This is a genomic window from Galbibacter sp., assembly GCF_035306585.1.
In the GTDB taxonomy this organism is placed as follows: Bacteria; Bacteroidota; Bacteroidia; order Flavobacteriales; family Flavobacteriaceae; genus Galbibacter.
This window is the reverse complement of record NZ_DATGNU010000043.1, coordinates 31,349-44,480: the sequence shown is the minus strand read 5'-3', so window position 1 is coordinate 44,480 and position 13,132 is coordinate 31,349. Positions and strand designations below refer to the sequence as shown.

The following is a 13,132-nucleotide window of genomic DNA, read 5'->3' as shown; positions in this document are numbered from 1 at the left end:
TAATAAACCAATGCTTAAAACTAATTTATTATTGCTTTTTGCAATGCTTTTTACCCTGCAAAGCTATACACAAAATGTTTTCGATAAGGACGAGATCTTAAAAAATATGATCCTGGCCAATGGCTACTTTATGGATAAATGGCCAGATACTGGAAAAACCATCATAACAAACAAGGAGCGCCCTAGTAATATATGGACAAGAGCGGTGTATTACGAAGGTTTAATGGCTTTACATGAGATTTATCCAAAAGAGGAATTTTATCAATATGCCTTGGATTGGGCCGAGAGTCACCAGTGGGGATTTAATGGTGGGAACACCACTAGAAATGCTGATAATTATTGTGCGGCACAAACCTATATCGATTTATACAACCTAGAGCCTCAGGCTTCAAAACTTAAAAACACTAGAGCGCAGACCGCGATGCTGCTTTCCACTCCTCAACTCGATGATTGGGATTGGATTGATGCCATTCAAATGGGAATGCCTGTCTTGGCAAAAATGGGTGTATTGGATAACAATCCTTTGTATTTTGAAAAAATGTACCAAATGTATATGTATACTAGGGATAAAGAAGGGGCCAATGGTTTATTTAATCCCAAAGATGGTCTTTGGTGGAGGGATGCTGATTTTGACCCACCTTATACTGAACCAAACGGAGAAGACTCTTATTGGAGTCGTGGTAATGGTTGGGTAATTGCGGCACTGGCTAGGGTACTTTCTATTATCCCAGAGGAGGCCCCACATCGTAAGCAGTATGTAGAAGACTTGCAAGCAATGGCTAAAGCTTTGGTGCCTATTCAAAGAAAAGATGGCTTTTGGAATGTAAGTTTACATGATGAAAATCATTATGGAGGGAAAGAATCCTCTGGTACGGCTCTGTTTATTTATGCCATGGCTTATGGGGTAAATCAGGGTGTTCTCGATAAAGATACCTATATTCCAGTGATTAAAAAGGGATGGAAGGCACTTGTAGAGGAAAGCTTGCATAAAAATGGATTTTTGGGATATATGCAATCTACGGGTAAAGAGCCAAAAGATGGTCAACCACTATCCTATACGAAACAACCTGATTTTGAAGATTACGGACTGGGCTGCTTTTTATTAGCTGGTACGGAGATCTACAGAATGGACCTAAAATGATAACCTAATGAAATACCGTGGATTAATAATGGTGGTCTCCTTGTTTCTTATGCCGTTTTTAATGATGGCACAAGATCATGCGACTTATAAAATTTGGGAAACGATTCCAAATACTTTAAAGGTCGATATTGGTCAAGAGCATCGCGCGTTAAACGCATTAGGTGAATTAGAGCGAGTCTCCAATGTTTCAGAACCTACCCTGGAGGTTTTCCTACCCAAGAGGGTGGATCCATCTAGTGCTGCGGTGTTGATTTGCCCTGGCGGTGGGTACGCTCATCTAGCCATTGATAAGGAAGGTTATAAACTGGCTAAATGGTTTAATTCTATTGGAATAGCAGCGATGGTGCTTAAATATAGGTTGCCAAATCAAGCGATGGCTGATAAAAAAAATGGGCCGTTACAAGATGCGCAGCAGGCCATCCGGTTTATTCGATCCCACGCCAAGCAATGGAATATTGATCAAGCAAAAGTTGGGGTGATGGGATTTTCTGCAGGAGGCCATCTGGCAGCGAGTTTATCAACCATGTATGACAATCCCACCTATAGAGATAAGCTCGCCTCACTAAGCGCAAGGCCAGATTTCTCCATATTGATTTATCCAGTGATTTCAATGGAAGATGACTTTACACATAAAGGATCACAGGAAAACTTACTGGGTAAAAAAGCATCAAAAGCCTTAAAACGATCTTTTTCACCAAATACTTTGGTTGATGCTAAAACACCGCCGGCCTTTTTGGTTCATGCCACAGATGATAAGGCGGTGCCAGTTGAAAATAGTTTGTTGTATTACAAGGCATTAAAGAAAAGCGATGTTTCCACTGAAATTCATATTTACAAAGATGGTGGGCATGGATTCGGGATGGGGAACACTGTGACAAATAAACAATGGACAGCAGCGCTTAAGTATTGGTTAGAGGCTAATGAAATACTTTCAAACGAAAAGATCTACCTGTTTTCATATTTTAAATCAAATGGGGAAGATGGTCTTCATTATGCCTATAGTACGGATGGTTTTACATGGCAGGCTTTAAAAGGAGATAACTCGTTTTTAACGCCTCATATAGGCAAAGAAAAGCTTATGAGGGACCCATGTATTATTAAAGGAGGTGATGGTAAGTACCATATGGTGTGGACCTGTGGGTGGACTGAAAAAGGAATAGGATACGCCAGTTCTATGGATCTTATTCACTGGTCCGATCAGCAGTATGTCCCTGTGATGGAACACGAAGAAAATGCTAGAAATAGTTGGGCTCCTGAGCTTACTTATGACCACGAATCTGGGACTTATATGATCTACTGGGCCACTACTATAAAAGGAGCCTATCCTGCGACAGCATCCAGTGAGGAGAATGGATACAATCATCGCATTTATTATACCACCACCAAGGATTTTAAAACCTTTTCTAAAACGGCATTGTTATATGAGCCTGGTTTTAATGTAATCGATGCAAGCATTCTATATGACAATGGACGATATATAATGTTTTTAAAAGATGAGACCAGAGTCCCAGCAGCTAAAAATATCCGTATTGCCTATAGCGATAATTTAACTGGCCCTTATAGTCAAGCGTCAGCACCAATCACGGGTGATTATTGGGCTGAAGGTCCTACTTCATTAAAAATAGACGACTTAAGGATCGTTTATTTTGATAAGTATATCGACAAGCAGTATGGCGGAGTTCAGTCTACTGATCTTATACATTGGATCGATATCTCCGATAAGCTTGACTTTCCAAAAGGGATGCGCCATGGTAGTGTGCTGGAGTTGTCCTCACAGGAGTTTTTCAAAAACTTTATACCTTATATGGATTAAAACGACCTACTTGCTTTTGGCGAACCCTTGAAGGAGTTGGCGAACCTCTTGTGTGCTCTTGACATAGTACTTCGCTTTTGATTTTTGATAACCAACTTTTATGGAATAAGCCCAATTTGGAATTTCTTCAAACATGTATTCATCGGTCCAATCATCCCCAATGGCTAGAATAAAGTCATAATCCTTTTCAGATAACAAATAGCCGGCAGCACGTCCTTTATTGACACGGCTATTTTTAACTTCAATAACTTTATTTCCATTGAGTACCGTTAGCTCATTGTTCGAGATCAAACTTGTAACTACGGTATTGAGTTCAATGGCCCGTATTTGCGCCAATTCAGGGTCTGCTTTTCGGTAATGCCATGCAAGGGAATACTTTTTCTCCTCTATAAAGGTTCCAGGTGTACGATCTGCAAAGGTCTCTAATACAGGTCGTATGATCTCCATCCAGTCGGATCGAAGCCGTTCTAAGGGCTTCCACGAATTATTTTTCTCCTTAGCCCAAACTCCATGGTCGGTGATCATAGCATAATTTTTAGTCTTAAACCACTGCTCTAAGGTTTCTCTATCACGACCACTTATAATGACCATATTGGTTTGATTTTGGTTATTTATTTGATCGAGCAATGAGAAGAGTTTTTCATCGGGTTGTGCATTTTGTGGATTGTCTTGAAATCCTGTGAGGGTACCGTCGTAATCTAATAAAAGTAGTCTGTTTTTGGCGGAATTATATTTTTCAAACATCGTTTTGCGCTCCTGTTCATCTAAGCGCTTTGATAAGGTGACTTTTTCAATATTTTTCGTGGCTTTTAGCGATTTCATAAACTCATGAGCCCATTTCTCAACACTATATCTCTTGAGTCGTTTTTGAAGCAAATGGTTTCTGGAGATTTGTTGTTCTAAAGGCATTTCTAATGCAAATTTTATGGAATCTGCGATTTGTTCAAAGTTGTTGGGATTTATCAATATGGCTTCATTCATTTCCTTGGAAGCTCCAGCCATTTCACTTAAAATAAGTACGCCATCTTTTCTAGTTCTTGTGGCGATATATTCCTTTGCAACCAAATTCATACCGTCTCGAATAGGGGTGATCAAAGCAATATCTGCTGCACTATAAAGATCAATCAAATTGTCAAAAGGTAGTGAACGGTAAAAATACCAGATCGGGGTCCAGTTGATAGTAGAGAACTCTCCGTTGATCCGACCGACCAATTCATCTGTCTCTTTCTTTAAGAGTTGATATTGCGGAACGTCGGATCTGGAAGGGACGGAAAGCATAATCAGTCGAACCTTTTCTCGAAATTCGGGATATTTGTTTAAAAAATATTCAAAGGCTCTTATACGATTTGGAATGCCTTTGGTATAATCCAATCGATCGATGGAAAGAATTAATTTGGTGTCTTTGGTAGATTGAAAATGTTCATCGAGCTTCCGCTGTAATTCTGATCGTTCCTCACTACATAATTTCTTATGGCTTTTAGCAGCTTCATGAAATTTATTATAATCAATCCCCATTGGGAACGAATCTACCTTTACAATGCGCTCGTGATAAGCAATTTCATTGAAATTCACCTCTAATCTTAAAATTCTTTTAATCGAACTTAAAAAATGACGTTCATAATCATAGGTGTGAAAGCCTATTAAATCTGCTCCTAAAATACCGTGTAACAGTTCGTCTCGCCATGGGAAGCATCTAAAAATCTCGTAGGAGGGAAAGGGAATATGTAAAAAAAAGCCTATAGTAACATTGGGCTTGCGGTGTCGTATGAGCGCTGGAAGTAATAACAACTGATAATCATGAACCCAAATTTGATCCCCATCCTCGGCGTGCTGTAATACCACATCGGCAAATTTTTGATTAACCGTTTTATAGGATTCCCAAAACTCATTTTCGAACTCTGTGTATTCCATAAAGTAGTGGAATAGGGGCCAGAGTGTTCTGTTGCTTAGCCCGTAATAGAAGTTATCCACATCGTCCTTTGATAAACTCACTGTGGCGCAATTTTCCTTAGCTACCAGCCGATCTATTTTTTTGTGAGTTTCCTTATCGATGTCTTCTTCGATAAGTCCAGACCAGCCTATCCAAATACCTTTTTCATCCTTATGAACAGATTTCATCCCAGTGGCTAGTCCACCCACGCTAGGTTTCATTTTTAGTTGACCATTCCTAAGGTGTAGTTGTAGGGGTAACCGATTCGATACAATGATTGTTTTGTTGTCCATGAACTCTTAATTTAAGTTGACTTTAAATTCACAGCTCTGGTTATTTTAGAAACACGTTTGATATGATTTCTCGGTAGTGTATTACCTAGATTTCTGTTCCATTGCTTGATTAAGCAGTCATATTTTCGTTAATTTAAGGAATTAATCATATAATAACGTTAGAAAAAACTTAATAAATGGATAATTTAGCATATGGTATTATTGGAAATTGTCGAAGCGCTGCACTGATTTCCAAAAATGGGTCTATAGATTGGTGCTGTTTGCCCGAATTTGACTCTCCTTCAGTATTTGCTAAGATCCTCGATGACGACATTGGTGGGCACTTTGCTATTAAAGTAAGCGAGGACTATCATATCGATCAAAAGTACTATAAAAACACAGGTATACTACTAACCATTTTTGATAATGGAACGGATGCTTTTACTATTTGGGATTTTATGCCTAGGTACAGAATGATCTCTAATGAGTTTCATTCACCACCAGATATTATCCGGTATTTTGAACGCACCAAAGGCAAGCCAAATTTCAAGATTGACTATCAACCGAAACTCGAGTATGCAGCGGGTGAAACCAGTACTTATGTAAAGGAGGAATTTATGGTGAGTTTAACCCACCATGATAAATTTGATACTATTTTCCTCTATACTAATTTTGATAAACAAAGCGTCGTTCAAGGGGATGAAATCACCCTAAAATCGGATGGTTTTTTTCAATTGAGTTACAATGAAAAGATATTTGAACCTACTGTCGAAAAAGCCTTTTTAGAGCTTACCAGAACGCAGGTCTACTGGCTGGATTGGAATGAGAAAACACCAGAATACAAAAAGTACAATGAACAAATTCGAAGGAGTTCGGTGGTACTTAAAATGCTTTCTTATGAAAAAACTGGGGCGGTCCTAGCGGCAGCGACGACCTCCTTACCAGAAACCATTGGGGAGGTAAGAAACTGGGATTACAGGTTTTGTTGGATAAGGGATGCCTCGATGGTGATTAAAGTGATTTCAGAATTAGGTCATAAAAACATGGCCAAGGAATTTTTAAAATTTATCATAGATCTTATACCAGACAAGGATGAAAAGTTGCAAATCATGTATGGTATTAACAAAGAGAAAAAGCTTACCGAACATACCCTAGATCACCTGAGGGGTTATATGGGTAGTAAACCAGTTAGGATCGGAAATGCCGCCTATGTTCAAAGGCAAAATGATATTTACGGAATTCTAATGGATGTGATCTATGAACAGTTCATGAAGTTTAAAACCGAAATTGAGAATATCGAAGACTTGTGGACCATCACCAAGGGCATTGTGTGGGTGGTGAACAAACACTGGGAAGAACCTGACAAAGGAATTTGGGAGTTTAGAACAGAGGAGCGTCATTTTACCTTTTCCAAGGTGCTGTGTTGGGTGGCCGTTGAGCGTGCCTTAAGGGTCGCCAAATTACTACATAAGACTCGGAAAATTAAAAAGTGGTCTATCTTAGAACAACAAATACGTAAAAGTATACATGATAATGCGTGGAATGATCAGGTGCAGAGTTTTACACAGTCCTATGATTCAACCCATTTGGATGCATCGGTATTGCTTATGGAAACTTACGGTTTTATTGATGCTAAGGATCCTAAATTCATTGCCACAGTTCAGGCCACAGGAAGAGAATTATCGCACGACGGGCTCATGTATCGTTATAAGAACCAGGATGATTTTGGTTTGCCTACCTCTTCTTTTACAATTTGTAGCTTTTGGTATATCAACGCCTTAAATAAGATTGGGGAGCATGAGAAAGCAACCTATCTTTTTGAAAAACTCTTGTCTTATAGCAATCACCTAGGATTGTTTAGTGAAGATTTGGACTTTGAAACTAAACGACTGTTGGGAAATTTCCCTCAGGCATATTCCCATCTGGCTCTAATAGAGACTGCCATTAATCTCTCCAACTTTATTACAGAGGAAGAGGAAGTAAGGGGGAATGTGGGTTAAATAACGGTATGGCTATTAATTTTCGTTGACCTCGATCCAGTAACCGTTCGGATCTTTTAGGTATATCTGTCGAACCCCGTCAGGGCGATCATTGGTAGTGTTTTCTTCACCCGGCCAGTTTTCAAAATAAATGTTATTTTGGCGTAAATGGGTGATAAAGCCATCTAAATTATTGGTGAATAAAGCCAGGTGAACACCTTTGACATCTGGGACCGTATGTTGTTTGTCTTCAATAACATGTAATGCGGCTTTGGTTCCCATTGCAAACCAGCGTATATGAGGTTGTTCTGTCTTGTTTTCGATTTCTTGTAAGCCCATAATATCCAGGTAAAAGTTGGAACTTTCCTCTAGGTCTTGTACTAAAATAGCAAAATGATCAAAGCCTAATTTAAAATCTTGGGCTTTTGTTTGTATACTCATAAGTGTAAATAAAATAACTAGGATGAAACAATTGGTTTTTTTCATTTTATTGATTGGCTTGATTTAATGGTTAAGATTTTTTAGCAGTTCCCTGCCCAGTTGAGCAAGAAACGGAATTCCCACAGAATCATATTGATAAATCCCATCGTTGAAAATACCATTTTCATTTACCAATAGGTTCGCAGTTATTATAAATTCTATACCTGTTTGCGCATCATAAATATAAGCGCAATCGGTTAAGTATCCATAGGCATAACCAACTTTATTATAGATTTTAATGGATTCTGGAATATTTTCCTTGGTGTCACCATAGATAAAGAACTTTCCAAAACTGTCATAATAGTCTTTTTGAGCAAAACCCAATGCTCTTGGCGTTGAAGACATCGCCTGGAGTAGGAATTCACGATCACTCGTACTTAGATCAAATTGTTCTTGCTTACTAAAAGCCTCTGGGAAAATGACGCGTTTGATAATGGCGTGCAGACTGTTAATAGGAAGGTAGTTCTTAGTGGCGAAATCCATCGGTTCTCTAATCAAGGAGTCATTAGTATCCATATATCCTTCTCCTTTTAGCATAGAGGGTAAAGGTAATCTTTCCACTGGACCACTAGTGGGTGCTTGCAATTGAGTAAGGGTAGTATCATTTTGATGAAAAATAACGGCCTTTGATACAGGATTATAGGCATCTGAGGTAGAAAGTCTGTGGCTGATACGCACAGGTTGAATCCCTTTTTCTTCTAGCGTTTGGTTTATGTAATCTTTACCTAAATATTCAAACAATCGGTTATAAGCTGGGTTGTCACTTATGGCAAAGATTTTATTAATCTCATTGGCAAAGGTGGTCTCTATCGTATCTCCATCGATGTAAAATAAGGTGTTTCTATCAAAACGTGGATCTTTGTTTAATTTCTCTAAGGCTAGTAGACTGATCGGGAGTTTAACGCTACTGGCAGGGTAGAAATAATTCGAATCATTTACACCAAACTGATAATCAGTAAATTTAACCCCATTGTTATCTCGCTTGATGGTGCTAAGCATAATCTGTACTTGATAGTGCGCAGCGCTGTCAATTACAGGCTTTATTTTAGGGTGTTCGGATTGTATAGCTTTTTCAAGTGGGTTCTCGGGGTCACTTTGTTTTGGAGCACAACCAATGGCTATGTATAAAAGCAAAGAGAACAAAATAAGTTTAGTGGTTGGCATAATCGGTTGGTTTTTATATTAGAAAGGCTCAGCTTTTAGGCCGATCATATTCTTGCCAGGTTTTATCTTTATAGATGTCATCCCCAAAGTATTTTGCTATTTTTAAAAAATCTTCTGGACCTTGGTATCCTGGTACTGGAGATAAGATCTCTTGATTGGCGTTTAGAAAAATAGTCGTTGGAAAGCTCAATTTGCCTTGCAGTAAAGCAGCAGCTAGCTCGTGATATCCATTTCTTCCTTGTTCAATAAACTTAAAAGTTTTCCCTTTGTATTGGATATCTTCTTTTTGTTCGGCATCTAGTTTTACCATATAATACTTATCCTTCATATAGTCCAAAACCTTTGGATTATTGAAAGTGTTTTTGTCCATTTTTTTACACCATCCACACCAGGTAGTGTATACATCGACGAATATCTTTTTTGGATTCTTTTCTGAACTGGCTTTCTGCACAGCTTCACTCCAACTCATCCATTGTATATCTTGGGAATTTATACTCTGAATACTGCAGAAGATAAATAAACTCAGTAGGTAGGTTCTCATTGATCTATAATTTTTAATTTACCTTATTAATAATTGCCACTTAGGGCAGTTTGTTCTAAATGGTACTGTATTAGGTTTGTAATGAGTGTTTTTTATCTGCTAAGACTTAAAACGTATAAAGATACTAATTTCATTTAAATCAATGATTTTTTTAATGATTATGTAGCTGCAAATAAAGAACAAAAAAAATCCTGAAAAGGAACATTCAATTGTTCTTTTCAGGATTAAGCTAAAGATAATTATATCTTAAATCAGGCTTCTTTTACCAGCTCCTTTGCGGCAAATTCCTCGATATCCGGATCTACTAGATTTGCTACAATATCTGCAATGGTTTCTCTTTTGCGAATTAAATGTGCTTGACCGTTATGCCATAAAACCTCTGCTGGTCTGTATCTGGAGTTATAGTTGCTGGCCATTGAAAAACAATAGGCTCCTGCATTTTTAAAGCATAGGATGTCTCCTTCTGATATCTCAGTGATACGTCTATTGCTTGCGAAGGTGTCTGTTTCACAGATATATCCAACAATAGAATAGAAGCGCTCTTTTCCATTGGGGTTTGAGATATTCTCGATATGATGGTATGAATTGTAAAACATCGGACGGATCAAGTGATTAAAACCAGAATCGATCCCTGCAAATACTGTTGAGGTGGTCTGTTTTACAACATTTACCTTGGAAAGGAAATAACCTGCTTCACTGACTAAGAATTTACCAGGTTCAAAGGCTAGGGTTAAATCTTTTCCGATTTCTTTACAGAAATTATTAAATCGTTTGGTTAATTTTTTACCCAGTTCTTCTACATTGGTTTCAATATCACCGTCTTTATAAGGTACTTTAAAGCCACTACCAAAGTCCATGAACTCTAGATCCTGAAAATGCTTAGCGGTTTCAAATAAAATTTCTGAGGCGTACAAGAAGACTTCCACATCCAGGATATCACTACCAGTATGCATGTGAATTCCATTTACGCGCATTTTGGTGTTGTCAATAATGCGAAGTATATGTGGAATCTGATGAATACTAATTCCAAATTTTGAATCGATGTGACCTACAGAAATTTTAGAATTTCCCCCAGCCATAACATGGGGGTTGATCCTAATACACACGGGTACATCGGGATTGCTTGCTCCAAATTGTTCTAAAATCGAGAGGTTATCAATGTTTATTTGAACGCCTAATTTGGCGACATCTTCAATTTCTTCTAAAGAAACACCATTAGGTGTAAAGATGATATCTTCTGGATTAAACCCTGCCATTAACCCAAGTTGTACTTCTTGAATGGATACCGTATCCAAGCCGCTTCCTAAGGAGTTAAAGATCCTTAAGATTGCAACATTGGACAACGCTTTCACGGCATAATTCAGCTTTAGGTGCTTTACATGCTTAAAAGCAGAAGTGAGCCTTTTGTACTGTGAAATTATTTTTTCCGAATCATATACGTAGACTGGGCCACCATACTGTTTGGTTATCGATAATAAGTCGCTATGGTTCATTTTTTACATAATTAGACCACAAAGCTAAATAATCTTCAAATACAATCCAGATAATTGCTAGATATAAATAAATATAAAACACATTGTTATATTTATAACACACTAAAGAAGATTTCCAAAAGAGATCTGCTTCTATGGTAATTCATTTAAAACCGTAAGAAGCCAGTAAAACAGTTATTAAAATTCTTATTCTTAATTGGGTTTATTAATCTCCATTTGTTACTTTTGTGTCCGCTTAAATTATACAACGCATCGTTATGAATTTACACGAATATCAAGGAAAAGAAATACTTGCAAGTTTTGGAGTACGCATACAGCGTGGAATTGTAGCTCAAACTGCAGCGGAAGCTGTAGATGCTGCCAAACGACTAACCGAGGAAACAGGTACTGGTTGGCACGTAATCAAAGCACAGATCCACGCAGGTGGACGCGGTAAAGGTGGTGGAGTTAAACTTGCCAAAAACCTTAAAGAGGTGGAAGAAATAGCTGATGCTATTATCGGAATGAACTTAATTACACCCCAAACCAGTAAAGAAGGTAAAAAAGTTCATCAGGTATTGGTGGCAGAAGACGTTTATTATCCTGGGGATAGTGAAACGTCAGAATTCTATATCTCGGTACTACTCAATAGAAGTACAGGGAGAAATATGATTATGTATTCTACCGAAGGTGGAATGGATATAGAAGAGGTCGCTGAAAAGACACCTCATTTAATTTTCAATGAAGAGATCGATCCTGCTACAGGTCTTCTTCCGTTTCAAGCTCGTCAAATTGCTTTTAACCTTGGGCTAAGTGGCCAGGCTTTTAAAGAAATGGTAAAGTTCGTTAGTGCTTTATACAAGGCGTACGAGTCTTCTGATGCTTCTTTATTTGAAATCAACCCAGTTCTTAAGACATCTGATGATAAGATCATGGCTGTTGATGCGAAGGTAACCATTGATGATAACGCTTTATATCGTCATAAGGACTATGAAGAAATGCGTGATATTAGAGAGGAAGATCCTATCGAAGTAGAAGCCAAAGCAGCTGGATTAAATTATGTGAATCTAGATGGTAATGTGGGATGTATGGTCAACGGAGCTGGTTTAGCAATGGCCACCATGGATTTAATTAAAATGGCTGGTGGAGAACCTGCAAACTTCCTAGATGTTGGTGGAACTGCGGACGCGCAACGCGTGGAGACGGCCTTTAGAATCATCTTAAAAGATCCTAATGTAAAAGCTATTTTGGTGAACATATTCGGAGGAATTGTTCGTGGTGACCGTGTTGCTCAAGGTATTGTAGATGCCTATAGAAGCATGGGTGATGCCATTAAGGTTCCAATTATTGTGAGATTACAAGGAACCAACGCTGAGCTCGCTAAAGAATTAATTGATAATTCAGGTCTAGCAGTACATTCAGCAATTGAATTTAAAGAAGCAGCTGATAAAGTGCAAGAAGTATTACAATAGCATATTGTATAGCAAGCTATTGATTTGCTATATGTATCATTTTGGTAGAAAAACCTCGGTTGATCCGAGGTTTTTTGTTATCTACTTTTTTGGTTTTCGATCCTGTAATGTTTCCTTAGGGTTAACAGCTTGTTGTAGAGCTGTTTAACTTTTAATTTCTCAAGGAATATCTTTTATCTTTAACAATGCATCAATAGTTTAAGAAATTAAACAAGGAACACTCATGGATTTATGATACCACCTAAGAATTTATGAAAAATGGCTGTTCATAAACTTAGTGCTACCTTGAATTTACCAATACGCTATCCTTAAAAGGATTCGTATGTTTTATTGGCTATATATCATGAAGAAAACAAAAGATTAGATAAAGGTTATGTGATTTAAGATTCCGTTAACTAGTTAAATGTCAACGGGATATGTTCTTATTTTGAAGTAGCTTTGTCTTGTTCAACAATTAAAAACAATCGTTATGAAACAGTCAAAGTTAATGCTAATGCTCGCCATTTTTAGTACATCGCTTTTAATGGCTCATGTTGATCCCAATCCATCGGCTAAAGAGATCTCCAAAGAATTGTCTTCTATTCTTGGAACACCAAATTTTACACTAACAGAGAAGGTCTTAGTGGCCAGTGTTCGTTTTAAAGTTAATGTAGAATCTGAAATCGTTGTCCTTACCGTAAAATCAGAAAACGAACTAGTGGAGTCCTATATTAAAGGTAGAATGAACTATCGCAAGGTGGATGTTCCTGGATTAGAAATTGGAAAGGAATACACTGTGGATGTTCGTATTCTCTCACGATAAGAAGTGTGTAATTGAAAAAGAATCTTCTTAAAAAATTGAAGGGTTGTCTGTTACAGACAACCCTTT

10 protein-coding genes are annotated in these 13,132 nt (G+C 37.8%); 5 read left to right on the top strand and 5 right to left on the bottom strand.

The window, feature by feature from the left end; all coding sequences use genetic code 11:
* Positions 1-10: 10 nt before the first annotated feature.
* Positions 11-1,141, top strand: coding sequence for a glycoside hydrolase family 88/105 protein (locus tag VKY50_RS04590; RefSeq protein WP_324299327.1), 1,131 nt, complete (start codon positions 11-13; stop codon positions 1,139-1,141).
* Between the two features lie 7 nt (positions 1,142-1,148).
* The gene (locus VKY50_RS04585) at positions 1,149-2,954 is read left to right on the top strand and encodes a prolyl oligopeptidase family serine peptidase (protein ID WP_324299325.1); all 1,806 of its coding nucleotides are present in this window, start codon (positions 1,149-1,151) and stop codon (positions 2,952-2,954) included.
* A gap of 6 nt (positions 2,955-2,960) precedes the next feature.
* On the opposite strand, the gene VKY50_RS04580 is transcribed toward VKY50_RS04585, so the two are convergent.
* Complete coding sequence (locus VKY50_RS04580; protein WP_324299323.1) at positions 2,961-5,177, bottom strand: bifunctional alpha,alpha-trehalose-phosphate synthase (UDP-forming)/trehalose-phosphatase; 2,217 nt, start codon at positions 5,175-5,177, stop codon at positions 2,961-2,963.
* A 176-nt stretch (positions 5,178-5,353) separates the two neighbouring features.
* Between VKY50_RS04580 and VKY50_RS04575 the strand changes: the two genes are divergently transcribed.
* The gene (locus VKY50_RS04575) at positions 5,354-7,156 is read left to right on the top strand and encodes a glycoside hydrolase family 15 protein (protein ID WP_324299321.1); all 1,803 of its coding nucleotides are present in this window, start codon (positions 5,354-5,356) and stop codon (positions 7,154-7,156) included.
* A 15-nt stretch (positions 7,157-7,171) separates the two neighbouring features.
* Here the strand turns inward: VKY50_RS04575 and VKY50_RS04570 are convergent, their stop codons facing one another.
* The 4 genes from VKY50_RS04570 to lysA all read right to left on the bottom strand — a co-directional run bounded on the left by VKY50_RS04570 (position 7,172) and on the right by lysA (position 10,813).
* Complete coding sequence (locus VKY50_RS04570) at positions 7,172-7,576, bottom strand: VOC family protein (RefSeq protein WP_324299319.1); 405 nt, start codon at positions 7,574-7,576, stop codon at positions 7,172-7,174.
* A 63-nt stretch (positions 7,577-7,639) separates the two neighbouring features.
* Positions 7,640-8,779, bottom strand: a complete 1,140-nt coding sequence (locus tag VKY50_RS04565; RefSeq protein WP_324299317.1) for a serine hydrolase — start codon at positions 8,777-8,779, stop codon at positions 7,640-7,642.
* 28 nt (positions 8,780-8,807) lie between these two features.
* Positions 8,808-9,320, bottom strand: coding sequence for a thioredoxin family protein (locus VKY50_RS04560; RefSeq protein WP_324299315.1), 513 nt, complete (start codon positions 9,318-9,320; stop codon positions 8,808-8,810).
* Positions 9,321-9,571: 251 nt separating this feature from the next.
* Complete coding sequence (gene lysA / locus VKY50_RS04555; RefSeq protein WP_324299313.1) at positions 9,572-10,813, bottom strand: diaminopimelate decarboxylase; 1,242 nt, start codon at positions 10,811-10,813, stop codon at positions 9,572-9,574.
* Positions 10,814-11,070: 257 nt separating this feature from the next.
* Here lysA and sucC point away from each other — a divergent pair, with 257 nt between their 5' ends.
* Together sucC and VKY50_RS04545 are read left to right on the top strand one after the other, a co-directional pair.
* Positions 11,071-12,264, top strand: a complete 1,194-nt coding sequence (gene sucC / locus VKY50_RS04550) for an ADP-forming succinate--CoA ligase subunit beta (protein ID WP_324299311.1) — start codon at positions 11,071-11,073, stop codon at positions 12,262-12,264.
* 469 nt (positions 12,265-12,733) lie between these two features.
* A complete protein-coding gene (locus VKY50_RS04545; RefSeq protein ID WP_324299309.1) occupies positions 12,734-13,066 on the top strand; it encodes a hypothetical protein in 333 nt (110 codons plus the stop codon).
* The last annotated feature ends 66 nt before the right edge of the window (positions 13,067-13,132 follow it).